This is a genomic window from Nocardioides sp. (genome assembly GCF_044226765.1).
In the GTDB taxonomy this organism is placed as follows: domain Bacteria; phylum Actinomycetota; class Actinomycetes; order Propionibacteriales; family Nocardioidaceae; genus Nocardioides.
Genome location: NZ_JBGAGJ010000004.1, coordinates 1 through 26,868, shown reverse-complemented (window position 1 = coordinate 26,868; position 26,868 = coordinate 1). Strand labels below are relative to the sequence as shown.

General features: G+C 73.4%; 27 protein-coding genes. 23 read left to right on the top strand and 4 right to left on the bottom strand.

The features are described from left to right. The first annotated feature begins 1 nt into the window (after position 1). Both ACILRH_RS10155 and ACILRH_RS10150 read left to right on the top strand, forming a co-directional pair. Positions 2–2,176 (top strand): glycosyltransferase family 4 protein, encoded by a 2,175-nt coding sequence (locus ACILRH_RS10155; protein ID WP_395692951.1) that lies wholly within the window; start codon positions 2–4, stop codon positions 2,174–2,176. Then, complete coding sequence (locus ACILRH_RS10150; protein WP_395692949.1) at positions 2,173–3,252, top strand: glycosyltransferase family 2 protein; 1,080 nt, start codon at positions 2,173–2,175, stop codon at positions 3,250–3,252. The genes ACILRH_RS10155 and ACILRH_RS10150 overlap by 4 nt, the downstream gene beginning before the upstream one ends. 350 nt (positions 3,253–3,602) lie before the next feature. On the opposite strand, the gene ACILRH_RS10145 is transcribed toward ACILRH_RS10150, so the two are convergent. Then, on the bottom strand, positions 3,603–3,989 hold the full coding sequence (locus ACILRH_RS10145) for a YybH family protein (RefSeq protein ID WP_395692948.1): 387 nt from the start codon (positions 3,987–3,989) through the stop codon (positions 3,603–3,605). Positions 3,990–4,169: 180 nt separating this feature from the next. Here ACILRH_RS10145 and ACILRH_RS10140 point away from each other — a divergent pair, with 180 nt between their 5' ends. Genes ACILRH_RS10140 through ACILRH_RS10110 form a run of 7 tightly spaced genes read left to right on the top strand, consistent with a single transcriptional unit; the run spans position 4,170 to position 8,718 of the window. Continuing rightward, complete coding sequence (locus tag ACILRH_RS10140; RefSeq protein ID WP_395692946.1) at positions 4,170–5,438, top strand: CpaF family protein; 1,269 nt, start codon at positions 4,170–4,172, stop codon at positions 5,436–5,438. Position 5,439: 1 nt separating this feature from the next. Continuing rightward, complete coding sequence (locus tag ACILRH_RS10135) at positions 5,440–6,294, top strand: type II secretion system F family protein (RefSeq protein WP_395692944.1); 855 nt, start codon at positions 5,440–5,442, stop codon at positions 6,292–6,294. Further along, the gene (locus ACILRH_RS10130; RefSeq protein ID WP_395692942.1) at positions 6,291–7,208 is read left to right on the top strand and encodes a type II secretion system F family protein; all 918 of its coding nucleotides are present in this window, start codon (positions 6,291–6,293) and stop codon (positions 7,206–7,208) included. The genes ACILRH_RS10135 and ACILRH_RS10130 overlap by 4 nt, the downstream gene beginning before the upstream one ends. Before the next feature lie 20 nt (positions 7,209–7,228). Then, positions 7,229–7,423, top strand: coding sequence for a hypothetical protein (locus ACILRH_RS10125; protein WP_395692940.1), 195 nt, complete (start codon positions 7,229–7,231; stop codon positions 7,421–7,423). Positions 7,424–7,428: 5 nt separating this feature from the next. Further along, entirely contained in the window at positions 7,429–7,815 is a 387-nt protein-coding gene (locus tag ACILRH_RS10120; protein WP_395692939.1) for a TadE/TadG family type IV pilus assembly protein, read from the top strand. Beyond that, positions 7,812–8,276: a hypothetical protein gene (locus ACILRH_RS10115; protein ID WP_395692938.1), complete on the top strand. Its 465-nt coding sequence runs from the start codon at positions 7,812–7,814 to the stop codon at positions 8,274–8,276. Before ACILRH_RS10120 ends, ACILRH_RS10115 begins: the two co-directional genes overlap by 4 nt. Further along, positions 8,263–8,718, top strand: a complete 456-nt coding sequence (locus ACILRH_RS10110) for a pilus assembly protein TadG-related protein (protein WP_395692936.1) — start codon at positions 8,263–8,265, stop codon at positions 8,716–8,718. The genes ACILRH_RS10115 and ACILRH_RS10110 overlap by 14 nt, the downstream gene beginning before the upstream one ends. A gap of 64 nt (positions 8,719–8,782) precedes the next feature. On the opposite strand, the gene ACILRH_RS10105 is transcribed toward ACILRH_RS10110, so the two are convergent. Beyond that, positions 8,783–8,992, bottom strand: a complete 210-nt coding sequence (locus tag ACILRH_RS10105) for a hypothetical protein (protein WP_395692934.1) — start codon at positions 8,990–8,992, stop codon at positions 8,783–8,785. A 168-nt stretch (positions 8,993–9,160) separates the two neighbouring features. On the opposite strand from ACILRH_RS10105, the gene ACILRH_RS10100 reads away from it, so the two are divergent. Continuing rightward, on the top strand, positions 9,161–10,174 hold the full coding sequence (locus ACILRH_RS10100) for a carboxypeptidase-like regulatory domain-containing protein (RefSeq protein ID WP_395692933.1): 1,014 nt from the start codon (positions 9,161–9,163) through the stop codon (positions 10,172–10,174). 116 nt (positions 10,175–10,290) lie between these two features. Here the strand turns inward: ACILRH_RS10100 and ACILRH_RS10095 are convergent, their stop codons facing one another. Beyond that, complete coding sequence (locus ACILRH_RS10095; RefSeq protein ID WP_395692931.1) at positions 10,291–12,492, bottom strand: hypothetical protein; 2,202 nt, start codon at positions 12,490–12,492, stop codon at positions 10,291–10,293. 87 nt (positions 12,493–12,579) lie between these two features. On the opposite strand from ACILRH_RS10095, the gene ACILRH_RS10090 reads away from it, so the two are divergent. The 5 genes from ACILRH_RS10090 to ACILRH_RS10070 are packed head-to-tail and all read left to right on the top strand — an operon-like array spanning position 12,580 to position 17,843. Then, on the top strand, positions 12,580–13,026 hold the full coding sequence (locus tag ACILRH_RS10090; protein ID WP_395692929.1) for a CAP domain-containing protein: 447 nt from the start codon (positions 12,580–12,582) through the stop codon (positions 13,024–13,026). Between the two features lie 21 nt (positions 13,027–13,047). Further along, positions 13,048–14,994 (top strand): PAS domain S-box protein, encoded by a 1,947-nt coding sequence (locus ACILRH_RS10085; protein ID WP_395692928.1) that lies wholly within the window; start codon positions 13,048–13,050, stop codon positions 14,992–14,994. A gap of 9 nt (positions 14,995–15,003) precedes the next feature. Next, positions 15,004–15,756 (top strand): response regulator, encoded by a 753-nt coding sequence (locus tag ACILRH_RS10080; RefSeq protein ID WP_395692926.1) that lies wholly within the window; start codon positions 15,004–15,006, stop codon positions 15,754–15,756. 34 nt (positions 15,757–15,790) lie between these two features. Then, positions 15,791–16,909: a peptide chain release factor 2 gene (prfB, locus tag ACILRH_RS10075; RefSeq protein WP_395692924.1), complete on the top strand. Its 1,119-nt coding sequence runs from the start codon at positions 15,791–15,793 to the stop codon at positions 16,907–16,909. Between the two features lie 40 nt (positions 16,910–16,949). Further along, entirely contained in the window at positions 16,950–17,843 is an 894-nt protein-coding gene (locus ACILRH_RS10070; RefSeq protein ID WP_395692922.1) for an oxygenase MpaB family protein, read from the top strand. 89 nt (positions 17,844–17,932) lie between these two features. Here the strand turns inward: ACILRH_RS10070 and ACILRH_RS10065 are convergent, their stop codons facing one another. Then, positions 17,933–18,514 (bottom strand): hypothetical protein, encoded by a 582-nt coding sequence (locus ACILRH_RS10065; protein WP_395692921.1) that lies wholly within the window; start codon positions 18,512–18,514, stop codon positions 17,933–17,935. 36 nt (positions 18,515–18,550) lie between these two features. Between ACILRH_RS10065 and ACILRH_RS10060 the strand changes: the two genes are divergently transcribed. From ACILRH_RS10060 to ACILRH_RS10025, 8 genes are all read left to right on the top strand, one after another. Next, positions 18,551–20,416 carry an alpha-amylase family protein gene (locus tag ACILRH_RS10060; protein WP_395692919.1) on the top strand — a complete coding sequence of 622 codons (1,866 nt, stop codon included), beginning with the start codon at positions 18,551–18,553 and terminating at the stop codon, positions 20,414–20,416. 46 nt (positions 20,417–20,462) lie between these two features. Further along, positions 20,463–21,152, top strand: coding sequence for a cell division ATP-binding protein FtsE (gene ftsE, locus ACILRH_RS10055; protein ID WP_395692916.1), 690 nt, complete (start codon positions 20,463–20,465; stop codon positions 21,150–21,152). A gap of 58 nt (positions 21,153–21,210) precedes the next feature. Continuing rightward, positions 21,211–22,122 (top strand): permease-like cell division protein FtsX, encoded by a 912-nt coding sequence (gene ftsX, locus ACILRH_RS10050; RefSeq protein WP_395692914.1) that lies wholly within the window; start codon positions 21,211–21,213, stop codon positions 22,120–22,122. 54 nt (positions 22,123–22,176) lie between these two features. Next, positions 22,177–23,439 carry a peptidoglycan DD-metalloendopeptidase family protein gene (locus ACILRH_RS10045; protein ID WP_395692912.1) on the top strand — a complete coding sequence of 421 codons (1,263 nt, stop codon included), beginning with the start codon at positions 22,177–22,179 and terminating at the stop codon, positions 23,437–23,439. A gap of 55 nt (positions 23,440–23,494) precedes the next feature. Continuing rightward, positions 23,495–23,974: an SsrA-binding protein SmpB gene (gene smpB / locus ACILRH_RS10040; RefSeq protein WP_395692910.1), complete on the top strand. Its 480-nt coding sequence runs from the start codon at positions 23,495–23,497 to the stop codon at positions 23,972–23,974. Beyond that, positions 23,967–24,863 carry an amidohydrolase family protein gene (locus ACILRH_RS10035; protein ID WP_395692908.1) on the top strand — a complete coding sequence of 299 codons (897 nt, stop codon included), beginning with the start codon at positions 23,967–23,969 and terminating at the stop codon, positions 24,861–24,863. Before smpB ends, ACILRH_RS10035 begins: the two co-directional genes overlap by 8 nt. Positions 24,864–24,909: 46 nt before the next feature. Further along, the gene (locus tag ACILRH_RS10030; protein WP_395692907.1) at positions 24,910–25,932 is read left to right on the top strand and encodes a hypothetical protein; all 1,023 of its coding nucleotides are present in this window, start codon (positions 24,910–24,912) and stop codon (positions 25,930–25,932) included. Between the two features lie 106 nt (positions 25,933–26,038). Further along, entirely contained in the window at positions 26,039–26,674 is a 636-nt protein-coding gene (locus tag ACILRH_RS10025; protein WP_395692905.1) for a maleylpyruvate isomerase family mycothiol-dependent enzyme, read from the top strand. The last annotated feature ends 194 nt before the right edge of the window (positions 26,675–26,868 follow it).

The window sequence follows — 26,868 nt, the reverse complement described above, 5'->3', positions numbered from 1 at the left end:
GATGTCGTTCCGGGTCCAGGCGAGGCGGGCCGCCCGCAAGCACGCCGCCCGCGCCTCCGCGGTCGTCCCCGCCGACCGCGGCCCCGAGTGGTGGCAGGCGACGGTCGGCCGGGCGCACGCCGCCGAGGCGCACCGCCGGCTGGTGGCCGACCGCGACCCCGACGGGGCGCTGGCGCTGGTGACGCCGCTGCTCGACGGCGCCGCCGCGGGGTCGCCCGCGGGCTCGCGGGCCTGGGCGGTCGCGGCCGAGGTGCACGAGCGCACCGGCACGACGACCGACGCGCTGGCCGCCGCCCGGGCGGCTGTCGCCACCGAGCCGACCTTCGCGGCGCGCCTCGTGCACGCCCGCGTCGCGCTCGCCTGCGGCGACCCCGAGGAGGCCGCCGTCGCGGTGGCGGCGCTGGTCGACACCCGCCCGCGCAACAAGGCCTCGGTCCTCGCCGTCCTCGCCGTGCTGCGGCAGGCCGGCCACGACGACGTACGACGCTTCCGCGCCAACCTGCTCGCCTGGGACCTGCCGGGCTACGACGAGGACGTGCTCGCGGTCCACGCCGAGCTCGACCTGGTCGAGGCGGCGCCCGAGGAGCTCGCCACCCGGCTCGACCAGGTGACCAACCAGCTGCGGCGGCCCCTGCTCGTGGTCGCCCGGGCGCTGGACCGGCGCCGGGACTGGGAGGTCCTGGCCGACTACGCCGATCGGCGGATCGCGGGCGGGTCCCGGGTCGCGCAGCGTCGCGCGGTCGCGCTCGAGCTGCGCCGTGCGGCCTCGCGGGCACTCGCCGCCGGGCACGCCGGTGCCGCGAAGCGGCTCGCCGGGCAGGCCCTCGCCCGGCACCCCGACGACCGCTACGCCCGCGAGACCTGGCTCAAGGCCGCCGACGACCTGGCCGTCGTCCGCGACGGATGGACCGCCCCCGCGGTCGTCGGGCACGGCTTCGACCCGCGCCCGCGCACCGTCCTGGCCGCGCTGGCCCAGTCGCTGCCGCACCGCTCCGGCGGCTACGCCACCCGGTCGCACGGCTTCCTCACCGGTCTTCAGGGCCTCGGCTGGGACGTCGAGGCCGTCACCCGGCTCGGGTTCCCCTACGACCGCTGGTCGCGCAGCGACCCGCGCCGCGTCGCGGCGTACGACGACGTCGACGGGGTCTGCTACCACCGGGTGCTGGCCACGCAGGAGCCGGGGCCCTACCCGCAGCACCCGCTGACGGCGTACGTCGACCGCTACGCCGCCGCCCTGACCCAGCACGCCCGGCGGCACCGCCCGGCGCTGCTGCACGCCTCCAGCTTCCACGTCAACGGCCTGGCCACCCGCGCCGCGGCCGCCCGGCTGGGCCTCCCGTACGTCTACGAGATGCGCGGGCTCGAGGACCTGATGAAGGTCTCGCGGGACCCCGGCTTCGCGGGCAGCGACCGGGACCGGTTCCTCGACACCGTCGAGCTGGCGTCCTGCGCCGGTGCGGCGCGCGTCCTGGTCATCACCGAGGCGCTGCGCCGGGAGATGGCGGCGCGCGGGGTGCCCGAGGACAAGCTGGTCGTGCTGCCCAACGGCGTGCACACCCACCTCTTCGAGCCGCGCCCGCGCGACGCCGAGCTCGAGGAGGCGCTCGGCCTGCGCGGCACCACGGTGATCGGGTACGCCGGCAGCCTGGTCGACTACGAGGGCCTCGAGCTGCTGCTGGAGGCGGTCGCCGCGCTCGCCGCACGGCGGTCGGACTTCCGGCTGCTCGTAGTCGGCGACGGCCCGCACGAGGCGGCCGTCCGCGCGACCGTCGACCGGCTGGGCCTGCAGCGGGTCGTGGTCCTCACCGGCCGGGTGCCGCACGAGGAGGTCGGCCGCTACCTGTCGCTGGTCGACGTCGCGCCGTTCCCACGGCTGCCGCTGCCGGTCTGCGAGCTGATCTCGCCGATCAAGCCGTTCGAGTCGATGGCGATGGGCAAGGCGGTCGTCGTCTCGTCGGTCGCCGCCCTCACCGAGATCGTCGCCGACGGCACCACCGGCCTGGTCTTCGAGAAGGGCTCGGCCGCCGGCCTCGCGCGCACCCTCGAGCGGCTCCTCGACGAGCCCGACCTGCGCGCCAAGCTCGGCGAGTCCGCGCGCACGTGGGTGCGCAACGAGCGGGACTGGTCGTCGCTGGTCGAGGGGCTCGCGTCGACGTACGAGGAGGTGCTGGCATGAGGATCGTCGACCTCGAGTCGCCGACCGTTCGGCGCGACCGCCCGGTCACCCGCCCGGTCGCGCCGCCGGTGTCGGTGGTGATGCCGGTGCTCAACGAGCAGCGCTACCTCGCCCAGGCGGTCCGGCACGTCCTTGAGCAGGAGTACGACGGCGAGGTCGAGGTCGTCCTGGCCGTCGGCCCGAGCCGCGACCGCACCGCCGCGATCGCCAACCGGCTCGCGGCCAAGGACTCGCGGATCACGCTGGTCGAGAACCCGGTCGGCCGCACGCCGCAGGCGCTCAACGCCGCGATCGCCGCGTCCCAGCACCCCTACGTCGTGCGGGTGGACGCCCACGGCCTGCTGCCCCCGGGCTACCTGCGCGACGTCGTGCACCTGCTCGAGACCACCGGCGCGGCGAACGTCGGCGGGATGATGCGCGTGGAGGGCGACACCGACTTCGGGCGCGCGGTCGCGGCGGCGATGACTTCGCCGCTGGGCATCGGCGGCTCGAAGTTCCACGTCGGCGGCGAGCCCGGCCCGGCGCGCACGGTCTACCTCGGCGCCTTCCGCCGCGACGTGCTGGTCGAGCTCGGTGGCTTCGACGAGCACTACCGCCGGGCGCAGGACTGGGAGCTCAACTACCGCATCTGCGCCGCCGGCCACACGGTCTGGTTCACCCCCGACCTCGCGGTCACCTACCGGCCGCGCCGTACCTTCCGGGCGCTGCGCCGGCAGTTCTACACCTCGGGGCAGTGGCGCCGGCAGATCGTCGAGGCGCACCCCGACACCGCCAGCTTCCGCTACCTCGCCGCCCCGGTGGTGACGGCTCTCGTCGCTCTCGGCGCGATGCTCGGGCTCGCCGGGCTGCTGGGTGGGCTGCTCGGGGTGCCGTGGGCGTGGCTCGGCCTCCTCGGCCTGCTCGCCCCGGTCGGCTACGCCGCCGGCGTACTCGCCGCCACCGCCTGGATCGGCCGCGGCCTCGGCCGCCGCTCCCGCCTGCTGCTGCCCCTCGTGGTCGCCACCATGCACCTGTCCTGGGGCACCGGCTTCCTCCGCTCCATCCCCCGCTCCCAGCGGCGGGCGCGGGGTGGATGAATCCCCGGTCAGCCGGGGATTCATCCGGGGTTGTCAGGCTCTTCATGACGTTGTCAGGGGTTGCAACCCCTGACAACGTCATGAAGAGCCTGACAACCTGGGTGTTCCTGGGCGCGGCCGCCGACCTGGTGGGATGTCATGCGGGGTGGTTGTGGGGGCGACCGGGTTGTATGACGTCCCGGCGCCGCGCGGGGGATGTCCTGCGGGGTGGTTGTGGGGGCGACCGGGTCGTATGACGTCCCGGCGCCGCGCGGGGGATGTCCTGCGGGGTGGTTGTCGGGGCGACCAGGTCGTATGACGTCCCGGCCCCCCGCCGGCGGCGACCCCGGACCCGGGCCGAGGCCAGATGCTCAGCCGAGCGGATCGGTGTGGTGCCCGACCATCCGCCACCGGCCGCCCTCGCGGCGGAAGAGGCTGGTCGCGCGGATGTCGACCGACTGGGGCCGGCCGTCGACGTGCACCTCACCGCGCTCGAACCCGACCGCGAAGCCCAGCAGGTCGCCCTCGACCAGGTGCAGCTCCTCGCCGCGGACCTCACCGCCGAGCCGGGCGTCGGCCTGCGCCTGCCAGGACGCCCGGATCGGCTCCCAGCCGTGCAGCAGCTCGCCGAACGGGCTCATGTAGCTCACGTCGTCCTCGTGCGACCAGAGCTCGCACATCGGCCCGGCGTCACCGGCCAGCACCGCGCCGAGTGCGGCGTAGAACCCGGTGGCGGCGTCCTCGAAGCTCTGCGTCATGCGCCGACGCTCCCATCGCGCGCACCACCTCGGCAATGCCAGAGGTGGCCCGGCTGGACCGGTACGCCGCCTCCTGCGCCTCACTGGCCCCGTTGTCCACAGGTTGTCGGCGCCGCGGTTTAACGATGGAGCGCGGCCGGTAAGACTGACCAGCACTGGTTCCGTCTCGGGGGCTACCACATGTCACTCACCCATCCGTCCGCACGCGCGGCGGGCGCGCACGACGACCTCGTCGAGCAGCTCGACCAGCACGTCCGCGAGCTGGTGCGGCGCGAGGCCGTGGACCCGCAGCGCGAGGCCGCCGTCGTACGTCGCATCGCGGAGCGCGTCGTCCGCGCCCACGACGACCGCAGCCTGACCGGTCAGGTCGCGCCGGTGCCCGACGTCGACTCGATGGTCGGCGAGCTGGTCGCGCGGGTGTCGGGCTTCGGGCCGCTGCAGCCGTTCCTCGACGACCCGGCGGTCGAGGAGGTCTGGATCAACGACCCCAGCCGCGTGTTCATCGCCCGCAACGGCCGTCACGAGCTGACCAACCTGGTGCTCACCAGCGCGCAGGTCCAGGAGCTCGTCGAGCGGATGCTCAAATCGAGCGGCCGGCGCATCGACCTGAGCCGCCCGTTCGTCGACGCCATGCTCCCCGAGGGCCATCGGCTGCACGTCGTGCTGGAGGGGATCAGCCGCGGCTTCTCGGCGGTCAACATCCGCAAGTTCGTGCTGCGCGCCGTGCGGCTGCACGACCTCGTCGAGCTCGGGTCGATGACGCCGCGCGCGGCCGCGTTCCTCGAGGCCAGCGTCCGCGCCGGTCTCAACATCCTCGTCGCCGGCGGCACGCAGGCGGGGAAGACCACCGCGCTCAACTGCCTCGCGGCCGCGATCCCCGGCGGTGAGCGGGTCGTCAGTGCCGAGGAGGTCTTCGAGCTCAGGTTCCCGCACCCCGACTGGGTGGCGCTCCAGACCCGGCAGTCGGGCCTGGAGGGCACCGGTGAGATCCGGCTGCGCGAGCTGGTCAAGGAGAGCCTGCGAATGCGGCCGAGCCGCATCATCGTCGGCGAGGTCCGCGCCGAGGAGTGCCTCGACCTGCTGCTCGCCCTCAACGCCGGGCTGCCCGGCATGTGCACGATCCACGCCAACTCGGCGCGCGAGGCGCTGGTCAAGATGTGCACGCTACCGCTGCTGGCCGGCGAGAACATCTCGGCCCGCTTCGTCGTCCCCACCGTCGCCAGCAGCGTCGACCTGGTCGTGCACCTGGGCATCGACCACCACGGCGTACGCCGGGTCAACGAGGTCGTCGGCGTCACCGGCCGGGTCGAGCACGACGTCATCGAGACCGAGCCGATCTTCGAGCGCCGCGGCGGCGAGCTGCGCGGCACCGGCGGCCGTCCACCGCACCCGGAACGCTACGAGCGGATCGGCGTCGACGTGCACCGCATCCTGTCGGCGGAGCGCTGAGGTGGGCGCGCTGGTGGGGCTCGGTGTCGGCATCGGCCTGATGCTCGTCTGGAGCGCCTTCTTCCTGCCGCGGTCGCCGAGCGCGCCGGCGCGTACGACGGGCCGCGCGACCGAGCTGCTCGCCCGGGCCGGGCTCGGTCAGGTGCCGGTCCCGACCTTCGTCGCGCTCTGCGTCGTGTGCGGTGTCGTGACGACCCTCGTCCTCCAGGTCGTGTCGCGGACACCGCCGGTGGCGGTCGCGTTCGGCCTGATGGGGGCGTGGGCGCCGGTCGCGGTGATCTCCGGCCGCGCCCGCCGGCGTCAGCGCGAGCTGGCCGAGGTGTGGCCCGAGGCGGTCGACAACCTCGTGTCGGGCGTCCGCGCCGGGATGTCACTGCCCGACGCCCTGGCCGCGCTGGGCGTCCGCGGGCCCGAGCCGTTGCGGCCGGCGTTCGACCAGTTCGCGCTGGACTACCAGGTCACCGGCCGGTTCGGCGAGAGCCTCGACCGGCTCAAGGAGCGGCTGGCCGACCCGGTCGGCGACCGCGTCGTCGAGGGGCTGCGGATCGCCCGGGAGGTCGGCGGGGGCGAGCTGGGGCGGCTGCTGCGCAACCTGTCGTCGTACCTGCGCGACGACGCCCGCACCCGCTCCGAGCTCGAGGCCCGCCAGGCCTGGAGCGTGAACGGCGCCCGCCTGGCGGTCGCGTCTCCCTGGCTCGTGCTGCTGCTCATGTCCTTCCAGTCCGACGTGATCCACCGGTACGCATCGGCGACGGGCGTGGTGGTGCTGACCGTCGGCGCGGTCGCGTGCGTGATCGCCTACCGGCTGATGATGCGGATCGGGCGGCTGCCCCTCGAACGGCGGATCCTCTCGTGACCCCCGCCTGGTGGGGCGCGGTGCTCGGCGGACTCCTCGGCGCCGGGGCGCTGCTCGTCGCCACGCGGGTGCGGGTGCTCCGGCGACCGCAGCTCGCCGTCCGGGTGCTGCCCTACGTGCGCGATCTGCCGCACTCCGGTCCGGTGCCGCGACCGGTCCCGTCGAGCGGGGGCCTGGTCGAGGCGCTGACCCGCCCGGCTGCCGACGCGGTCGAGCGGGTGCTCGGAGGGGCGACGTCGGTGCGGCGCCGCCTCGAGCGGGCCGACATCGACAAGAGCGTCCACGACTTCCGCGTCGAGCAGGTGCTCTGGGGCGTCGTCGCGTTCGCGGCGGCCGCCGCGGTCGCGCTGCTGCGGATGCTCACCGCACCCGGGCCGGTCCTGACCTGGACGGTCGTCTGCGCGATCGCGTTCGTCTCCGGGGTGCTCGCCCGCGACACGTGGCTGACCAGCCAGGTCCGGGCCCGCGAGCGCCGCATCCTCGCCGAGTTCCCGACCGTCGCCGAGCTGCTCGCGCTGGCGGTCGCCGCCGGCGAGGGCCCGGTCGCCGCGCTCGACCGCGTCGTACGCCGCAGCGGCGGCGAGCTGTCCACCGATCTCGCCCGCGTGCTCGCCGACATCCGCACCGGCGAGCCGGTCGGCGCGGCGTTCGACCGGATGGCGGCATCGACCGGCCTGCCGCTCGTCGCCCGGTTCGCCCAGGGCGTCGCGGTCGCGGTCGAGCGCGGCACCCCGCTGTCCGACGTCCTGCACGCCCAGGCCGCCGACGTCCGCGAGGCCGGCCGCCGCGAGCTGATCGAGACCGCGGCCCGCAAGGAGGTCTTCATGATGGTCCCGGTGGTGTTCCTCGTGCTGCCGGTGACCGTGTTGTTCGCCTTCTGGCCCGGCGTCATCGGCCTCAGCCTGACCACGTGATCCCCGACCAGGAGGAATCGATGGAACACCTCGGCACCATCCTCACCCGGCTCTACCTCGCCCTGACCGTGCCACGCGTGCGCGACGAGCGCGGCGACGTGCCGGGCTGGGTGATGATCACGGTCATGACCGCGGGGCTGGTCGTCGCGATCACGGCGGTCGCCCGGCCCCAGCTGCAGTCGATGCTCAGCTCGGCGCTGGAGCAGGTGAAGTAGCGCCGATGTCCCGCCCGCGCGGGGAGCGGGGGTCCGCGGTCGTCGACTTCGTGCTGGTGCTCGTGGTGCTGGTGCCGGTCTTCCTCGGGGTCCTGCAGGTCGCGCTCGTCATGCACGTGCGCAACACGCTGGCGTCCGCGGCGTCGGAGGGGGCGCGGTACGCCGCCACCCTCGATCGCGGGCCGGCCGACGGTGCCGCCCGCACCCGCCGGCAGATCGACGGGGCGGTCTCCGGGCGGTTCGCCGACGACATCGAGGCGCACCCCGCGACCGTCGACGGCGCGCCTGGCGTCGAGGTCGTCGTCCACGCGACGGTCCCGGCCCTGGGCATCGGCGGGCCGGGGGTCTCCCTGACCGTCACCGGGCACGCGGTCGAGGAGCAGCGGCCGTGAGGCGCACCCGGGGTGAGGAGCGGGGCGAGGACGGTAGTGCCCTGGTCGAGCTGGTCTGGCTGGGCGTCCTGCTGCTCCTGCCGATGGTGTGGATCGTGGTCTCGGTCTTCGACGTGCAGCGCGGGGCGTTCGCGGTCAGCGGTGCGGCCCGCGCGGCGGGACGGGCGTACGCACTGGCCCCCGACGATGCGACGGGCCGGTCGCGCGCGGAGGCCGCAGCGCGGCAGGCGCTGACCGACCAGGGGGCCGGAGGTGCGCCGCTGTCGCTGCGCATCACCTGCACGCCGTACCCGCACGACTGCCACAGCGGGACCTCGGTGATCACGGTCCGGGTGTCCTCCCGCGTCGAGCTGCCGCTGCTGCCCGACGTGCTCGGCGGGGGAGCGCCGAGCTTCGCGCTGGACGCCACGCACACAGTGCCGATCGGGCAGTTCCAGGAGGTGACCGGTGCCGGCGGGTAGGAGGGCCCGGACTGAGCAGGGCCAGGCGACGCTGATGATCGTCGGGTTCGCCTTCGTGCTGGCGATGGCGGTTGCGATGGTGGTGGACGCGTCCGCGGCGTACCTCCAGCGCCAGGGCCTCGACACCGTCGCGGACGGCGCGGCGCTGCGGGGTGCCGACCTCGGCGCCACGGGCCGCGAGGTCTACACGGAGGGCGTCCCGGCGGGCCGGCTCGACGTCACGGTCGCGGCGGTGCGCGCCTCGGTGCACGACTACCTCACGGCCGCCGGTGCCTACGGCCGCTACCCCGGGCTGCGGTACGACGTCGCCGTGGACCCGGCCACCTCCCGTGTCACCGTGCACCTGCAGGCACCCCTCGACCTCCCGCTCACCGTCCCCGGCTCGCCCGGCGTGGCCACCGTCGGCGCCACCGGGTCGGCGGTGGTGGTCGCGGAGCGGTGACCGGGGCTCGTCCGCGCGACCACGATGCCGACGTGCCGACCGGGCCCTGCTGAGGCGAGCACGGTCAGCGCTGCCGGTCGGTGTCGGCGGCCTCCTGGCGGGCCACCCGCATGTTGACAAGGGATGAGACGACGGTGATGACCAGGAGTCCGCCGCCGAGGAGGACCCACCAGGGAGCCGACCACGTGGTGCTGATGGAGTCGACCACCAGGAGCCAGATCGCGCAGGACCCGCCGAGCACGGCGGGGAAGAGGGCGTGCCACGTCGCCTTCATGATGTCTCCGTCCCGAGTCCTGAGGGCAGGGTACGACGCGGGGATGCGTGGCGGATCACCCTTCGAGGCGCCGGCGCCACAGGGTCGGCCGTCGTGGTGGCGGAGCGGTGAAGCAGCGATTCGGCGACTTCCCCGCGCGAGCGGCGTCGTGCTCGTAGGGTTCCCCGCATGTCACGCCGTCGGGGGCTCTCGGGTCTGACCGTCCTTCTCACCGCCCTGGCCGCGGCGCTGCTCGGGATCGGCCCCGTGACGGGTTCGGCGGACGCGGCCGCCCAGGCGCCCGGCCGGATCACCGGGACCGTGACCGGCCCCGGCGGTGTCCCGCTCGAGGGGGCGTTCGTGTCGGCGTACCCGGTGCGCTGCCCCAACGGGTGTGACGGCTACGCCGCCACCTCCGGTGCGGATGGGAGCTACGAGCTGGAGAACGTGGCTCCCGGGGCCTACATCTTGCTCTTCCAGAAGGGCTTCGACTACGTCGCCGAGTACTACGACAACGTGGTCGAGAACGAGAACGCGACCCACGTCAAGGTCACCGCGGGCAGCACCGTCACCGGCAAGGACGCCCAGCTCGAGCTGGGCGGCCATCTCACCGGCACCGTCACCGGCCGGGGGAGCCGTCCCCTGAAGGACATCTCGGTCCGGGCGTACGTCCGGGAGGGGGGCACGTGGCAGTACGTCGGCGACGACCAGACGGCGAGCAACGGCGACTACGACATCGGCAACGGCCTGCTTGGTGGCGTCTACCGGCTGTGCTTCGTCGACGACCGCGAGCCCGGCTACGTGTCCGAGTGCTACCGGGGCGCCGCCACGGTGCAGACCGCCACCAACGTCGTCATGGAGGAGAACGAGACCGTCGACGGCCTGGACGTCCGGCTCGCCTGGCCGGTCCATCTCCGGATGGTCGAGCCGCCGAAGATCATCGGCAAGCCCCGGTCCGGCGCGCTGCTCCGGCTGTTCCCCGGCAAGTGGGCGCCGGCCAAGGTCTCGGTCCTGGTCTACGGGTGGTACGCGGACGACCTCTACCACTACCTCGGGAGCCACCACCCGACGCTCCGGCTCACCGGACGCGCCCTCGACCTGGCCCGGGGCCACTACGTCAAGGTCCGGTTCACCGTGACCGCCCGGGGCTACTTCACGATCGACCGGACGCTGACGCTGAAGGGCGGCCCGGTCCCTCGCTGATCCGGGTCGTGTGCTCGAGAACTACCTCTGGGTCGGTCTCAGGCACACGACCCGCCACCTGGGCTCGCCGACAGCAACCCCGGGCGCCCGGCCGGGACCCGGCCGCGTGACAGCGCTCAGCGAGCCACCCGCGCGACGTACCCGAGCACGTTCCAGGAGCTGCCCTCCATGGTGATGCCGTAGGTGGTCGAGCCCCACACGAGCCCGCCGGGGACCCGGGTCACCGACGTGGTCTCGTGAGCGCGGCCGTGGGTCGGGTCGGCGACCACGGCGCCGGTCCTGGCATTGAGGTAGTGCCGCTGGCTCCCGCCGACCCAGAGCAGGTCACCCAGTGCGGTGGTGCGCAGCAGCACGCCGTTGTGGTCGAAGGGGGCGGGGTCGAAGGCCGCGACGTGCCTGGAGCGGGCGTCCATCTTCAAGATGTCGGGGTACCAGTCGCTGAAGAGCCCGGTCGCGTAGATCGAGCCGCCGCTGACGGCCGCGTGGTAGACCGCGCCGTCCAGGTGCGGGTCGAAGCCGAGCCGGAGGGCGCCGTCGCGCAGGCCGAACCGGACCATCACGGAGTCCCACGGCCGCTTGTGGGCGGGCGAGGCCTTGAAGCTGCCGACCGCCAGCAGGTCGCCCTGCACGCTGGTCAGGTAGGAGATGTAGCCGCGCAGCGGCATCCGGTAGGTGTGCTCGACCCGGCCGTCGGGGCCGTAGACGGTGATCCGGTTGCCCGGGAACTTCACGTCGCTGCGGAGCCGCTGCGCGACCACCAGCCGGCTGCCGACGGTCGTGAAGCCGGTCAGGTTCCGCACCCGGTGGGTGCGTCGTGGGTCCGCCGCGCCGGTGTCGCGGTCGTAGGCGCGGATGACCTCGGTGTCGTCGGTGTAGTACGGCGGCTGCGTGGTGATCGGGTCGTAGCCGTAGAAGTGCGCCTTGCCGACGTAGAGCGCGTTCGGCGCGGCGACCAGCTCGCCACCCCACTGGGACGCGGCCCGGGCGTGGAAGCCCGCCACCGGCTGCAGCGTCTTGTCGTCGAACGCCGCGAGCCGGGTCGTGCCGGCGGGCTCGTCGAGGAAGAAGTGCCCGCCGACGTAGAGCCCGGTCCCGCCGGGCGTGATCGCGTTGACCTGGTTGGTGAACCCGGGCACCTTCGGGCTGCTCAGCGCCGCCCCGGTCTGGGTGTCGAGCACCGCGAGGTCGCGGCGCGCCTTGCCGCCGGCCGAGCTGAACGCCCCGGCGACCCAGATCTTCTCGCCCTGCACGCTGAGGTCGAAGACGCCGCCCGTGCTCGAGTACGACGCGCGCCCACCACTCACCCGGGGGTCGAAGCTCGTGTCCAGGGCGCCGGTGCCGGGCACCACCGCGGCGAGGTAGCCGCTGCGGCCGGCGACCTTCGGCGCGTCGCTGCCGACGTAGAGCCGGCTGCCGACGTAGGCCAGCGTGTGCACCGAGGTGTGCTGCCCCGAGATCGTGACGTGGAAGGCGTCGTCCGGGGCACCGGTGTCCGGGTCGACCGCGATGACGTCCGGCCCGCCGACGTAGAGCAGGCCGCCCCCGAGCGCGAGGGCGCCGATGCTCGGGCCGGTCGCGGTCGGCTCGAACCCCTCGACCGCTGCGCCGGTCACCGGGTCGACCGCCTCGACGTGGTCGGAGCCGACGTAGAGGTGGCCGTCGCCCAGCAGCAGCTCGGTCACCCGCTGGTCCTGGTCGGCGCGGAAGGACCGCACCGCCCCGTCGGAGACCCGGACCGCCGCCAGGTTGTGCCGCACCGCGGTGCCGACCCGGTCGAACTGGCCGCCGACCCACAGCGTGCCGTCGTCGTAGGCCAGTGCGCTCACCAGCCCGTTGGTGCCGACCCCGAAGGCGGGGTCCTCGGTGCCGTCGGCGAGCACGTGCTGCAGGCCGCCGCGCCCGTCGGGGTAGTCGCCCATGTCGAAGTCCCCGCCGACGTACCAGCCGCCGTTGCCGTCGCCGACGACGACCGACACCTGCCCGTCGGGCAGCACCGGCGCCGGGAGGTCGGCGCCGGTCACCACGTCGATGACCCGGCCGGGCCCGGTGTAGGTGCCGACGTGGTCGAACCCGCCGAGGGCGTAGACCCGGTGCCCGCTGTGCACCACCTGGTCGACCGGCCCGTCGGCGACCACCGAGCGCGTCGGGAGGTGGGCGTACGTCGTCGCGCGGCTGCCGACGTCCACGACCGCGGCGGCGGCCGGGGCGGCGGTGTGGGTCGCCGTCGTCGTCGACGCGAGCGCGAGGACGAGCGCGGCCGGGACCACGGCGAGGAGCGAGGTGCGCGAGAGCATGCCAGGAGGTCGGCGCAGGGACATGGCTCGCACCGTATGAGCCCGCCGGGGCCGGCGTCGGGGCTACGGTGGGTCCCGTCGGGGGTTGTCTAGCCCGATCCGGGAGGCACGATGAAGGCCCTGACCCTGGCAGCGACGCTGGTCGTCGCGGTGAGCGGGTGGTTCAGCCCAGCCGCGGCGGCGACCACCGCCGCGACGTACCAACGCGACATCTTCACCGTCACCAACGAGCAGCGCGCCGACCACGGTCGGGTGCTGTTCACCCACCAGTCGTGCGTGCAGCGCTACGCCGAGCGCCAGGCGGCCCGGATGGCGGCGCAGGAGCGGATCTTCCACCAGGACCTGCGCAGGGTGCTGCGCGACTGCAACCTGCGCTCGGCGGGCGAGAACGTCGCCTTTGGGTTCGACACGGGTCGCTCGGTCGTGGAGGACGGCTGGATGCGGTCGGCCGGTCACCGCGCGAACATCCTGCGGGCCGGGTTCCGCCTGCTCGGCACCGGCGCGCGCCGGGGCGACGACGGGCTCTGGTACGCCGTGCAGGTCTTCGGCAGCCGCTGACCGGGCAGGTAGGTTGCCCCCATGTCCGGGGGAGAGGGACACGGGGGAGCCGTCTTGCCGACCATCGTGATCGTCGACGACGCGGTGGAGGTGCGGACGCTGGTGCGCACCCGGCTGCGGCTGTCGGGGCGGCTGGCGGTGGTCGGCGAGGCGGCCGACGGCGCCGAGGCGGTCGAGGTCGTCCGGGCGCTGCGTCCCGACCTGGTGCTCCTCGACGTGTCGATGCCGGTGATGGACGGGCTGGAGGCGCTGCCGTACCTGCTCGTCGCCTCGCCCGGCACCCGCGTGGTGGTCTACAGCGGATTCCAGGAGCAGGGGCTGGCGCACCGGGCGGTCGCGCTCGGCGCCTCGGTCTACCTCGAGAAGTCCACCTCGCTCGACACCCTCGTCGACGACCTGCTGGCCGTGCTCGAGGACGCGGCCGCGGCGCCCCCGGACGAGCCCGACGACGACCCGGTCGACGACGACCCCGACGCCGCGGTCCTGCGCCAGCACCTCGAGCGGTTCCGCGAGGTCTTCGAGGACGCCGCGATCGGCATGGCCACCGTGACCCTGACCGGCCGGGTGGTCCGGGCGAACGCCGAGCTGGCGCGGCTGCTGGGCACGCCGGTCGACCAGCTGGTCGGCACCACGTACGCCGACCTGGCCGGTGACGCCGCACCGCGGCTCGCCGCCGCCCTCGAGCAGATCGTGGCGGGCGACGGCTTCGTCGTGCAGGTCGAGCACCAGACCGGTGGGCGCGGTGCCCGGCGCCGGGTCGTCGCCACCGTCGCGCCGGTGCTCGACGGGGCCGGCCGCCCGCTCTACCTGTTCCTCCAGCTCCAGGACGTGACCGCGCAGCGCGCCGCCGAGGAGGAGCTGCGGCTGAGCGAGGCCAGCTTCAAGATGCTGGTCGAGGCGGTCGAGGACTACGCGATCTTCATGGTCTCGCCCGAGGGCCTGGTGGAGACCTGGAACACGGGTGCGGAGCGGATCCAGGGCTGGACCGCCGAGGAGATCGTCGGTCAGCACTTCCGCGTCTTCTATCCGCCGGACGTCCAGGCGGCCGGCCACCCCGAGCACGAGCTCGAGGTCGCCCTGCGCGAGGGGCACTACGAGGAGGAGGGCTGGCGGGTCCGCAAGGACGGCAGCCGGATCTGGGCGAGCGTGCTCATCAGCGCGGTCCACGACGAGAAGGGCCGCCACGTCGGCTTCGCGAAGATCACCCGCGACAACACCGAGCGCCAGGCCCTGCACGAGGAGCGCGAGCGGGCCGCCGCCGCGCTGGCCGAGGCGAACGCCCGGCTCCAGATCGCGGCCGAGGACCAGGCGCACTTCCTCGCGGTCACCGCCCACGAGCTGCGGACGCCGGTCGGCGTGCTGGCCGGCTCGGCCGAGATGCTCCGCGAGCACGGCGCGCTGCTCGACGACCAGGAGCGCGAGGAGCTGTTCGCAGGGATGGCCAGCAGTGCCACCCGGCTGCGCCGGCTGCTCACCGACCTGCTCACGGCCTCCCGGCTGCAGGCCAGCGCCCTCGACCTGTCCCTGGAGCGGGTGGACCCCGCGACCGTGGCGGAGACCGCGGTCGCGACGGCGCGCCGCCTCCACCCGGAGGCCGAGATCACGCTCGAGGCCGAGCACGGGCTGGCCGTCCAGGCCGACCCCGACCGGCTCGCCCAGGCGGTCGACAACCTGGTCGGCAACGCGCTGCGGCACGGCGCGCCCCCGGTGTGCGTCGCGGTGCGGCGCGCGGGGGAGCACACGGTCGAGATCGCGGTGAGCGACGCCGGCGACGGCGTACCGAAGGACATGCAGGGGCGGCTGTTCGACCGGTTCGCCACCGGACGCTCGCGCGGCGGCACCGGCCTGGGGCTCTACATCGTGCGCCAGCTGGCTCGCTCCCACGACGGTGACGCTATCTACCGGCCGTCAGGATCGGCCGGTCCGGCGAGCGGTGAGTTCGTGGTGTCGCTGCCGCTGAGCACGTAGGCTGCCGCCGTGCCCATCCGCGTCCTCCTGGTGGACGACGTCGTTGAGGTACGCCGGCTGGTCCGGACCTCGCTCCGATTCCGGGGTGGGTTCGAGGTCGTGGGCGAGGCGGCCGACGGTGCGGAGGCCGTCCGGCTGGCCGAGCAGCTGCGTCCCGACGTCGTCGTGCTGGACCTCGGCCTGCCCGACATCGCCGGGCGCGAGGTGCTCAGCCGGGTCCGCGCGAGCGCACCGGACTCGAAGGTGGTCGTCTTCTCCGGCCTCGACACCGCCGACCGGGCCTGGATCCGCGCCCACTCCGAGGGCTACGTCCTCAAGGACGCCGACCTCGGCTACCTCGTCGAGCTGCTCGAGGCGGTCGGATCCCCGGACAACCAGGCGACCCTCGACCTCCCGCACGACCTGAGCAGCGTCGCGACCGCCCGGCGGTTCGTGGAGCAGCGGCTCGCCGAGTGGGGCATCGAGGGGCTGTCCGACGACGCCCAGCTGGTGGTGAGCGAGCTCGCCGCCAACGCGCTGACGCACGCGGGATCGTCGTACCGCCTGCGCCTCTCGGCCACGCCGGTCGCGCTGCGCATCGAGGTCGACGACGCCGGGGCCGGCACCCCCGAGCCGCAGCCGCTGACCGAGACCGAGGAGCATGGCCGCGGGCTGCACCTGGTCGACGCGCTGGCCGCGTCGTGGGGGATGGAGTCCGGCGACGGCGGCGGCAAGCGGGTCTGGGCGGAGCTCGCCCTGCCGGCGCGAGCGACTGCGGAGTAGGCCCACCGCCCTCGGGCCCGTAACCTTGTCCCTCGTGGCAGGTCCGGACTACGACGTAGAGATCAAGCAGCTGCAGGCGACGATGCGCACCATCGAGCAGGTGCTCGACCTCGACGCCATGCGCGCGGAGATCGCCGACCTCGGCGAGCAGGTCGCCGCGCCGGACCTGTGGGACGACCAGGCCAACGCCACCCGCGTCACCGGCCGCCTCTCGGCGCTGCAGGGCGAGGTCGACCGGTTCACCGCGCTCCGCGGACGCGTCGACGACTTGGAGCTGATGGTCGAGATGGCTCGCGAGGAGGGTGACGCGGACGCCCTTGCCGACGCCGAGGCCGAGCTCGGGCGCCTGCACAAGGCGGTCGAGGCGCTCGAGGTCCGCACCCTGCTCTCGGGGGAGTACGACGCCCGCGAGGCGATCATCACGATCCGCTCGGGCGCGGGCGGGGTCGACGCCGCGGACTTCGCCGAGATGCTGATGCGGATGTACACGCGCTGGGCCGAGCAGCACAAGTACCCCGTCGAGGTCTTCGACGTCTCCTACGCCGAGGAGGCCGGCATCAAGTCGGCCGAGTTCGCGATCCACGCGCCGTACGCCTACGGCACCCTCTCGGTCGAGGCCGGCACCCACCGCCTGGTGCGGATCAGCCCCTTCGACAACCAGGGCCGCCGGCAGACGTCGTTCGCCGCCGTCGAGGTGGTGCCCGTGCTGGAGCAGACCGACGAGATCGAGGTCGACGAGAACGAGGTCCGCGTCGACGTCTTCCGCTCCGGCGGCCCGGGCGGCCAGTCGGTCAACACCACCGACTCGGCGGTCCGGCTGACCCACATCCCGACCGGCATCGTGGTGAGCTGCCAGAACGAGAAGTCGCAGCTGCAGAACAAGGCCTCGGCGATGGTGGTGCTCAAGGCCAAGCTGCTGGCCAAGAAGAAGGCCGAGGAGGCCGCGCTCAAGAAGGACCTCAAGGGCGACGTCGCCGCTGCCTGGGGCGACCAGATGCGCAACTACGTGCTGAACCCCTACCAGATGGTCAAGGACCTGCGCACCGGCCACGAGGTCGGCAACCCGCAGGCGGTCTTCGACGGCGACGTCGACGACTTCATCGAGGCCGGCATCCGCTGGCGGCGCGGCGCGGAGAAGGCCGACAGCAACTGACCCTCCCCAGGCGGTGCGCGCTGCTCTAGCGTGGGCAGGCATGAGGCGCGACCACTGGAGGCGCTACAACGACTCCCTCGACCCGGCGACCGAGTACGTCGAGATCTACGGCAAGGTCGTGGGCCACGAGTTCCCGTGGGACATGAACCAGGCGCTCGGGTTCGCGCTGTTCCGCACCTACGCCGTGCCGGGCATCGGCCGGCTGCTGGACCGGACGGGAGAGTTCACCCGCCGTACCCAGAAGCGGTACGACGACACCGCGCTGCTCCTCGAGCCGGCGTACCGCCTCGGGTTCGAGGAGCCCGAGTCCCGGGCCGCGATCCGCCGGATCAACCAGATGCACCGCGCCTACGACATCCCCGACCACGAGTTCCGCTACGTGCTCAGCACCTTCGTCGTCGTGCCGAAGCGCTGGCTCGACGAGTTCGGCAAGCGGCCGCTGACGCCCAACGAGCTCGAGGCGAGCGTGCAGTACTACCGCACGCTGGGCCGGCACATGGGCATCAAGGACGTGCCGGAGACCTACGAGGGGTTCGAGCGGCTGATGGACTCCTACGAGGCGGCCCACTTCGGCCACGACCCGGGCGGGCGTCGGGTCGCCGACGCCACCCTCGCGCTGATGGCCGGCTTCCAGCCGGCGCCGGTGCGGCCGCTGATGGACGTGTTCAGCCGCTCGCTGATGGACCCGCCGCTGCGCGCGGCGTTCCGGTACGCCGACCCGCCGGGCTGGGTGGAGGCCGTCTCGCGAGGGCTGCTGCGCGCCCGGGGCCGGCTGCTGCGGTTCTTCCCCGCCCGCAAGGACCCGAAGCTGGTCGACGACCTGCCACAGATCCGCAGCTACCCCGACGGCTACCGGATCGAGGAGCTCGGCACCTTCCCGGTGCCCGGCGTCGCGGGCTGTCCGGTGCGCCACGAGGAGCAGGCCACCGGCTGATCCGCGTCGCTCCTCGCTGTTCGACCACCGGTTGCACCGGTGGTCGAGCTTGTCGAGACCCCTGCACCCGGGCGACCGCCCAGCCGCGGTTACTCCTGGGCGGCCTGGGCGACCGTGACACACCAGCGGCCGGTGCGGTCGAGGTCGGCGGGGGGTTGCGTGGTGATCGCGCAGGAGAGCCAGGCGTCGCCGAAGAGGCCGTGGAAGGCGGTGGTCCCGTCGTCGCAGCGGACCGCGACCGACGAGGCGCCGTACGCCGGAGCGGCGCGGACCGCGCGGCAGCCCTCGGCCTTCTTGGCGGCCCGGCGCAGCGACTCGGCGCGGTCGGGCGTCACCGGCGGAGCGAACACCCAGGCGGTCACGGTCGCTCCGTCCGCAGCGACCCAGCGGCAGCCGAACTCGTGCGCGACGTCGGTGGTGTCGTCGCTCAGCCGGGCACGCTCGCCGTTGGCCCACTCGCCCGACGACTCGACCGGCCCGCCGAGCGCGTCCTCGACCGACGCCGGCGCGACGTTCGCGCAGAACGACGCCCGGGCGACGGTCAGCCCAGAGGTGTCGAAGGCCGACAGCGGGGTCGGCGTCGGCGTGGCGGGCGCCGGCGTGGGGTCGCTGCCGCCCGAGCATCCGGTCGCGGCGAGCAGGAGCGCAGCGACGGCGAGCGGACGGAGCATGTGCCCAACCTAGGGGCTGCGCTTGAATACGTGACGATGAGCGACATCACCACCAGGGACGAGCAGACGTTCGCCCTCCGCCTGGACCGCTGGGGCGGCGACCTGCGCGACGCGGTCGCCGAGCTGTACGCCGACCCCGACGAGGTCGTGCGCCGGCTGCTCGACGTCGCGGCGCGCCGGTACGCCGAGCGCCCGGCCGAGCTGCACCTGCTCGACGAGCGCCGCCTGCTCGAGCCCGACTGGCTGCAGCAGCCCCGGATGTTCGGCTACGCCTGCTACGCCGACCGGTTCGCTGGCGACCTGGCGGGGATCGCCGACCGGCTCGACCACCTGGCCGACCTGGGCGTCACCTACCTGCACCTGATGCCGCTGCTCGCCACCCGCGAGGGCGACAACGACGGCGGCTACGCCGTCACCGACTACCGCTCGGTGCGCCCCGACCTCGGCACCACCGACGACCTGCGCGACCTCGCGACCCGGCTGCGGGTGCACGGGATCAGCCTCGTGGTCGACCTGGTGCTCAACCACGTCGCCCGCGAGCACGCATGGGCCGAGCGGGCCCGGGCCGGCGACGCGGCGTGCCGCGACCGGTTCCTCGTCTTCCCCGACCGCGAGCAGCCCGACGCCTACGAGCGCACGCTGCCGGAGGTCTTCCCCGACTTCGCGCCCGGCTCGTTCACCTGGGACGAGGAGCTGGCCGGCTGGGTCTGGACCACCTTCAACTCCTGGCAGTGGGACCTGAACTGGGCCAACCCGGACGTGCTGGTCGAGTTCGCCGACATCGTGCTCGAGCTGGCCAACCTCGGCGTGGAGGTGTTCCGGCTCGACGCGATCGCGTTCCTGTGGAAGCGGCTGGGCACCGACTGCCAGAACCAGCCCGAGGTGCACGCGATCACCCAGGCGCTGCGGGCCGTGACGCGGATCGCGGCCCCGGCGGTCGCGTTCAAGGCCGAGGCGATCGTCGGCCCGCGCGACCTGGTGCAGTACCTCGGCCTGGGCCGGCGCGCCGGCCGGGTGAGCGACCTGGCCTACCACAACAGCCTGATGGTGCAGGTCTGGTCGATGCTCGCCACCGGCTCGGTCACGCTGGCCCGGCACGCGCTGCAGGCGCTCCCGCCGGCCCCGACCACGGCAACCTGGATCGGCTACGTGCGCTGCCACGACGACATCGGCTGGGCGATCGACGATGGTGACGCGGCGGCGGTCGGGCTCGACGGGACGCTGCACCGGCGCTTCCTCTCCGACTGGTACGCCGGCGAGTTCCCCGGCTCCTGGGCCCACGGCCTGGTCTTCCAGGCCAACCCGGCGACCGGCGACCGCCGGATCAGCGGGACGGCGGCCTCCCTGCTCGGCGTCGAGGACGACGCCGACGCGGCGCTGGCGCGGCTCTTCCTCGCGCACGCGGTCGTGGCCGGGTGGGGCGGGATCCCGGTGGTGTGGAGCGGCGACGAGCTCGCCCAGCCCAACGACCCGCGCTGGGCCGACGAGCCCGCCCACGCCGCCGACAACCGCTGGGCGGGACGGCCACGGCTCGACCCCGAGCGCGCGGCCCGGCGCCACGACACCGGCACGGTCGCCGGGCGGGCGTTCACCGGCCTGGCCCACCTGGCGCGGGTCCGCGCCGGGCTGCCCCAGCTGCACGCCTCGGCGCCCAGCGAGGTGCTCGACGGCACCGACGACGGCGTGCTCGCAACGGCCCGCCGGCACGCCGCCGGGCCGCTGGTCGGCCTCTACAACGTCACCGGCACCCCGCGGCCCTTCCCGGTGCACCGGCTGCACGAGGCCGGCCTGGCGGCGCCGTACGACGCGCTCGGCGGCCACCCGGTCACGAGCGGGGCGGACGGGGTGGTCTGGCTGCCGCCGTACGCCGCCTGGTGGGTGGTGGACGGCCCGCCGGGCTGAGAGGGGTCCCGCGGACGCTCAGGTGGAGCGTCTACGCTCGACTCCCGTGATCCGCTTCGAGAAGGTCGTCAAGACCTACCCCGGCCAGGCGCACGCGGCGCTCGACCAGGTGTCGGTCGACATCGAGAAGGGTGAGTTCGTCTTCCTCGTCGGCTCCTCGGGCTCGGGCAAGTCGACGTTCCTGCGCCTGGTGCTGCGCGAGTACCGCGCCACGTCCGGTCGCGTCTACGTCGCCGGCAAGGAGGTCAACCGCCTCGCCAGCTGGAAGGTCCCGCGGCTGCGCCGCCAGATCGGCACGGTCTTCCAGGACTTCCGGCTGCTGCCGAACAAGACGGTGAGCGAGAACGTCGCGTTCGCGCTCCAGGTGATCGGCCGCCCGCGCGCGGAGATCGCGAAGGTCGTCCCCGAGACGCTCGAGCTGGTCGGCCTGGAGGGCAAGGGCGACCGCCTGCCCGACGAGCTCTCCGGCGGCGAGCAGCAGCGGGTCGCGATCGCCCGGGCGTTCGTGAACCGGCCGATGATCCTCATCGCCGACGAGCCGACCGGCAACCTGGACCCGACCACGTCGGTCGGGATCATGAAGCTGCTGGACCGGATCAACCGGACCGGCACCACCGTCTTGATGGCCACCCACGACGCCGGGATCGTCGACCAGATGCGCAAGCGGGTCATCGAGCTCGACGACGGCCGGGTCGTCCGCGACCAGGCCCAGGGCATCTACGGCTTCCAGCACTGATCCAGCACTGATCCAGCACTGACGCACGACCCACCACGGACAGGAACCCCCCTCCGCCATGCAGCTTCGTTACGTCTTCTCCGAGCTCGGCCAGGGCCTGCGGCGCAACCTGTCGATGCACGTCGCCGTGGTGCTGACGCTGCTCGTCTCGCTCGCGCTGGTCGGCTTCGGCGTGCTCCTGCGCGAGCAGTCGGTCAAGGCGACCGACCAGTGGGGCTCCGAGCTCCAGATCACGGCCTTCCTGTGCAAGGCCCGCGACGACAACCCGGCCTGCACCAGCGAGGTGACCGACGCCCAGAAGCAGCGGATCGCCCAGGAGGTCGAGGACAGCCCGGAGGTCGCCGGCTACCGGTTCGAGAGCAAGGAGGAGGCCTTCGCCAAGGTCAAGGAGCTCCTCGGCGCGGACAAGTTCGAGGGGCCCAACCCGGCCGCGACCGCCGACGACATGCCGGAGTCGATCTGGATCACGCTGAAGGACCCCGACCAGTACCAGGGGATCGAGAGCGCGATCATCGGCCTGGACGGCGTCAGCAGCGTGCGTGACCAGCGCGACGTGGTCGGACCGATCCTGCGCGGCATGACGGCGATCCGGATCGGCTCCCTGGTGACCGCCATCGTGCTCGTCGTCGCGGCGCTGCTGCTGGTCGCGAACACGATCCGGCTGGCGGCGTTCGCGCGTCGACGCGAGATAGGCATCATGCGGCTGGTCGGCGCCTCGACGCTCTACATCGCCCTGCCGTTCCTCATGGAGGCGCTGGTGACCGCCGCGATCGCGCTGCTCTTCGCGGTGGGGGCGCTGGTCGCCTTCATGTACTTCGGCGTCTACGGGTGGTTGAAGGACCAGTTCCACTTCATCCCGTGGATCGACTGGAGCAACGTGGTGACCCCGGTCGTCGTGATGGCGATCCTCGCGCCGCTGCTCACCCTGCTCCCGACACTCGTGCTGACGCGCAAATACCTCAAAGTCTGACCGGCGCGCGTTACGGTCGACGCGTTCACTTCCCCGAACGCAGAAGGCAGACCGGTGCGTCTCTTCCCCCGTACCGCACGCCCTCGCCTGGCGGCAGCCACCGTGGCCTGCTCGCTGGCGGTGGGTGCGCTCGCCATCCCCCTGGCCCACGCCGACGACCCGCGCGACCTCAAGCACCGCCAGCACCAGGCGCAGAGCCAGGTCAAGCACGCCCAGGCCGACCTCGACGAGTCCAGCAGCGAGCTGCGCTCCGCGCAGGCCGCCGTGGACACCGCCGTCCGGCAGCTGGCGACGGCTCGCACGGCCTTCCAGTCCGCCAGCGCGCGGCTGAGCGCCGCCCGCGTGCTCGACCAGCAGATGCAGGCGCGCCTCGAGGCCGCCGAGGCGAAGCTCGAGCAGGCGCAGGCCGACCTGACCGCCGGGCAGACGGCGCTCGCCGACCAGCGCGACGAGCTGACCGACACGGTCACCGACATCTACGAGCAGGGCAACCCCGAGCTGCTCGCCCTCTCCAGCCTCCTGCACTCGCGGTCGACGACCGACCTGACCCGCCAGGAGGCGCTCAACGACGTCATCGTCGGGCGCGAGGACCAGGCCTACGACGACCTGCACGCGGCCGAGGTGCTGCTGCAGGTCCGTGAGCAGCAGGTCCAGCAGGCGCGCGACGCGGTCGAGGTGGAGCGCAAGCAGGCCGCCGACCACCTGGTCGTGATGCAGGGTCTCGAGCAGGAGGCCCGGGCCGCCCGCGACGACGTGCTCGCAAAGGTCGCCACCCAGCGCGACGCGAGGTCCCGTGCGATCGCGGCGCGCCAGGCCGACCTGGCGGCGCTGAAGGAGGCCAAGCAGCGCGAGGACCACATCCGGCAGCTGATCCTGGCCGCTGCCCGGCACTCCAAGGGCGGCTACACGGGCCCGACCAACGGGCTGTTCATCCGGCCGGTCCCGGGCTCGGTGACGTCGCCGTTCGGCTACCGGATCCACCCGATCTACCACTACTGGGGCCTGCACGACGGCACCGACTTCGGCGTCTCCTGCGGGGAGCCGATGCGGGCCATCGCCGGCGGCACCGTGATGGAGCGCTACTGGTCCGACGTCTACGGCAACCGCCTCTACGTCAACCTCGGCCAGATCAACGGCAAGAACTTCACCGCGGTCTACAACCACGCGACGTCCTACCGGGTGAACGTCGGCGACACGGTCAGCCGGGGCGAGACGGTCGGGTACGTCGGCTCCACGGGCTGGTCGACCGGCTGCCACCTCCACTTCACCCTGCTGGTCAACGGCACCGCCGTCGACCCGATGGACTACCTGCCCTAGCGACCGGCCCCCCTCGCGATTCAACCCGGTTGCGACCTCCTGGGAGAATGGCGGGATGGCCAGGGAAGAGGGGCGCAAGCTCGTCGCGCAGAACAAGAAGGCGCGGCACGACTACCACATCGAGGACACCTTCGAGGCCGGCCTGGTCCTCCAGGGCACCGAGGTGAAGTCGCTGCGGCTGGGTCGGGCGTCCCTGGTCGACGGGTTCGTGGACATCGAGGGCCACGAGGCGTGGCTGCACGGCGTGCACATCCCGGAGTACTCCCAGGGCACCTGGACCAACCACTCCGCGCGCCGCAAGCGCAAGCTGCTCATGCACCGCGCCGAGATCGACAAGATCGAGAAGCGGGTCAGCGAGAAGGGCCTCACGGTCATCCCGCTGGCGCTCTACTTCAAGGACGGCCGCGCCAAGGTCGAGATCGCGCTGGCCAAGGGCAAGAAGTCCTGGGACAAGCGGCACGCGATCGCCGAGCGCACCGCCAGGCGTGAGACCGAGGTCGAGGTCGGGCGCCGGATGAAGGGCATGCGTGACTGAGCCGCACCCGGACGTCGCGCCCGTCCGCGCGTTCTGGGAGGAGCTCGGCCTGCCCGGGCTCTTCGACGTGCACGTGCACTTCCTGCCGCCCACCATCCAGCGCGCCGTATACGCCGTCTTCGACGCCGCCGGCCCCAAGATCGGCCGCGAGTGGCCGATCCGCTACCGCGAGGAGCACGCCGAGCGGGTCGAGATCCTGCGCGCGATGGGGGTCCGGCGCTTCCCGACGCTGCCCTACGCGCACAAGCCCGGCGTGGCGGCGTTCCTGAACGAGTGGGCCGCCGGCTTCGCGCGAGACGTGCCGGAGTCGCTGTGGTCGGCCACGTTCTACCCCGAGGACGGCGCGGCGGCGTACGTCGAGGAGCTGGTCGCCGCCGGCGTGGAGATCTTCAAGATCCACCTGCAGGTGGGGGAGTTCCACCTCGACGACCCGCTGCTCGACGGGGTGTGGGGTGTCCTCGAGGACGCCGGCACCCCGGTCGTCGTGCACGCCGGGTCCGAGCCGGTCGGCAACGCCTACACCGGGTCGGGGTCGGCCGAGCGGCTGCTGCGCCGCTTCCCGCGGCTGGCGCTCGTCGTCGCCCACATGGGTGCCGCGGAGTGCGCGGAGTTCCTCGACCTGGCCGAGCACCACGAGCGGGTCCGCCTGGACACCACGATGGTGTTCACCGACTTCGTGCCGGCGTACCCGGTCGAGCTGCTGCCGCGGGTGCGCGACCTCGGCCACAAGATCCTGCTGGGCAGCGACTTCCCGACCATCCCCTACTCCTACGCCCACCAGCTGGAGAGCCTGGCCCGGCTCGACCTCGGGGACGACTGGCTGCGGGCGGTCTGCTGGGACAACGGCTCGGCCCTGTTCGGGCGGGGACGGACGGCAACGCCCGGGTGACCTTCGACCCTGCTCCGCGCGGCGGACGCAGGAGTGGACTGGAGGCGTGCTCGAGACCGGTGTCCGTCTGGACCGGGTGTCGTCGTACCGCCTCTGGGTCGTCGCCTGTGCGGTGGCCGAGACCATCGGCATGACGGCCGCGGCCGGGGCGGCGCGGGCCGCCGACGGGCTGGCCGGAGCCGCCGCGTTGAGTGTGGTCGTCGCTGGCGGGCTGGTCGAGGGCACGGCGCTGGGCGTCGCCCAGTCGACCGTGCTGGCCCGGGTGTTCCCGCGCCTGTCTCGAGCGCGCTACCTGGCGGCGACCGTCATCGTCGCCGGGTTGGGCTGGGCCGCGGCGTCCGCGCCGTCAGCCCTCGGAGGTGGGGGCGATGCCGAGCAGCCTCCCGTGCTGCTCGTCGTCGCGGGAGCGGTCGCTCTCGGGCTGGTGATGGGTGCCGTCCTCGGCGCCGCCCAGGCCGCCGCCCTCCGGGGCGTCGTGCGGCACCCCGGGCGCTGGGTGGTCGCGAGCACCGCGGCCTGGCCCCTCGCGATGGCGCTCATCTTCCTCGGCGCCACGCTCCCCGACGCGGGCTGGTCGACCTCGGCCGTCCTGCTCACCGGCGCCGTCACGGGGGCGGTCGCCGGCACGGCGCTGGGCCTGGTCTCCGGGGTCTTCCTCCCGACCCTCTCCGGGCTGTCGGCCTCGAGCCATGCGGTGCTCGCGCTGCTCGAGTCGCCGCGCGGGGAGACGATGGGGCGGTCGCTGGTCGGGCTGGCCGTGACCGGGACGGTGAGCGGCCGGACCTACCGGCTACCGGTGCAGTACGCGCGCACCGGGGCCGGCCTGGTCGTCCTGCCCGGGGACCCGGACCACAAGACCTGGTGGCACAACGTCCGGCCGACCCTCACGCCGGTCGAGGTCCTGCGCGACGGCACCTGGGTGCCCGCGTCGGCCCGGCTGCTGCGGCCCGGCGACCCCGGCTACGCCGTGGCGCTGACGGCCTACCTCGACCGCTGGCCGCGCACCGAGATCACCGCCGACCAGCCGCTCGTGCTGGTCCGCCCCGGCGTCGCGACCCTGGCCTCCTGACCGCCTGCCCAGCCAGCTGTAACGCCGGGTTGGTCCTTGTTCCCACCATGGTGCAGCAGGGTGGGAACAAGAAGTAGCCCGGCGTTACAGCCGCCATACTGGCGCCGTGGACCACTGGGACCGGATCGCCGCGGAGCGCCGCTCGCTCGCCGACCTCCTCGACACGCTCACCGCTGAGCAGTGGGCGACGCCCAGCCTCTGCGGCGCGTGGACGGTCAAGGAGGTCGCGGTGCACCTCACCAGCGGCCCGTCGACGTCGATGCTGACCTTCCTCGAGGCGATGGTCCGGGCCCGCGGCAGCTTCGACCGCGCGAACGAGTGGCTGGTCACCCGCCGCGCCGACGTCGAACCGGCCCAGGTGACGGCGTGGCTGCGGGAGTACGCCGAGCACCGGTTCACGCCGCCGACGATGGACTGGCACGCGCCGTACTCCGACCTGCGCCTCCACACCCAGGACATCGTCGTCCCGCTCGGCCTCGACGCCGGGGTGCCGGTCGAGGGCTGGCGCGACGTGCTCGACTTCCTGGTCTCGAAGGCGGCCCTCCGCGGCTTCGCCCCGAAGGGCCGCCCGGACGTCGCGCTGTCGGCCACCGACCTGGACTGGTCGCACGGCTCCGGCCCTACCGTCAGCGGCCCGGCCTGCGCGCTGGCGATGGTCCTCTGCGGCCGCCCCGCCCTCCTCGACCGCCTCGACGGCGACGGCCTCCCCACCCTCCGCACTTGGCCCGCCCTCGCTGGTTGAGGAAGGCAACCTGCCAGGCTCCCGGTGGTTGAGGAAGGCGCTCTGCCGGGCTCCCGGTGGTTGAGGAAGGCGCTCCTTGAGCTCAGGCGGGAGTGCAACGCCTTGATCTGATCGAGGTGTTCTTGATGGGTCGTCCTCCTTGGCCGCGTGAGAAGCAGAGGGAGTTCTGGAAGCAGATCGCTGCCGGGTTGTCG

What these genes read in the sequence shown, in the direction of transcription:
- ACILRH_RS10155 (WP_395692951.1), top strand. Translation starts at nt 2, where the DNA reads ATGTCGTTCCGGGTCCAGGCGAGGCGGGCCGCCCGCAAGCACGCCGCC.
- ACILRH_RS10150 (WP_395692949.1), top strand. Translation starts at nt 2,173, where the DNA reads ATGAGGATCGTCGACCTCGAGTCGCCGACCGTTCGGCGCGACCGCCCG.
- ACILRH_RS10145 (WP_395692948.1), bottom strand. Translation starts at nt 3,989, where the DNA reads ATGACGCAGAGCTTCGAGGACGCCGCCACCGGGTTCTACGCCGCACTC.
- ACILRH_RS10140 (WP_395692946.1), top strand. Translation starts at nt 4,170, where the DNA reads ATGTCACTCACCCATCCGTCCGCACGCGCGGCGGGCGCGCACGACGAC.
- ACILRH_RS10125 (WP_395692940.1), top strand. Translation starts at nt 7,229, where the DNA reads ATGGAACACCTCGGCACCATCCTCACCCGGCTCTACCTCGCCCTGACC.
- ACILRH_RS10120 (WP_395692939.1), top strand. Translation starts at nt 7,429, where the DNA reads ATGTCCCGCCCGCGCGGGGAGCGGGGGTCCGCGGTCGTCGACTTCGTG.
- ACILRH_RS10105 (WP_395692934.1), bottom strand. Translation starts at nt 8,992, where the DNA reads ATGAAGGCGACGTGGCACGCCCTCTTCCCCGCCGTGCTCGGCGGGTCC.
- ACILRH_RS10100 (WP_395692933.1), top strand. Translation starts at nt 9,161, where the DNA reads ATGTCACGCCGTCGGGGGCTCTCGGGTCTGACCGTCCTTCTCACCGCC.
- ACILRH_RS10095 (WP_395692931.1), bottom strand. Translation starts at nt 12,492, where the DNA reads ATGTCCCTGCGCCGACCTCCTGGCATGCTCTCGCGCACCTCGCTCCTC.
- ACILRH_RS10090 (WP_395692929.1), top strand. Translation starts at nt 12,580, where the DNA reads ATGAAGGCCCTGACCCTGGCAGCGACGCTGGTCGTCGCGGTGAGCGGG.
- ACILRH_RS10085 (WP_395692928.1), top strand. Translation starts at nt 13,048, where the DNA reads ATGTCCGGGGGAGAGGGACACGGGGGAGCCGTCTTGCCGACCATCGTG.
- ACILRH_RS10070 (WP_395692922.1), top strand. Translation starts at nt 16,950, where the DNA reads ATGAGGCGCGACCACTGGAGGCGCTACAACGACTCCCTCGACCCGGCG.
- ACILRH_RS10065 (WP_395692921.1), bottom strand. Translation starts at nt 18,514, where the DNA reads ATGCTCCGTCCGCTCGCCGTCGCTGCGCTCCTGCTCGCCGCGACCGGA.
- ACILRH_RS10060 (WP_395692919.1), top strand. Translation starts at nt 18,551, where the DNA reads ATGAGCGACATCACCACCAGGGACGAGCAGACGTTCGCCCTCCGCCTG.
- ftsX (WP_395692914.1), top strand. Translation starts at nt 21,211, where the DNA reads ATGCAGCTTCGTTACGTCTTCTCCGAGCTCGGCCAGGGCCTGCGGCGC.
- smpB (WP_395692910.1), top strand. Translation starts at nt 23,495, where the DNA reads ATGGCCAGGGAAGAGGGGCGCAAGCTCGTCGCGCAGAACAAGAAGGCG.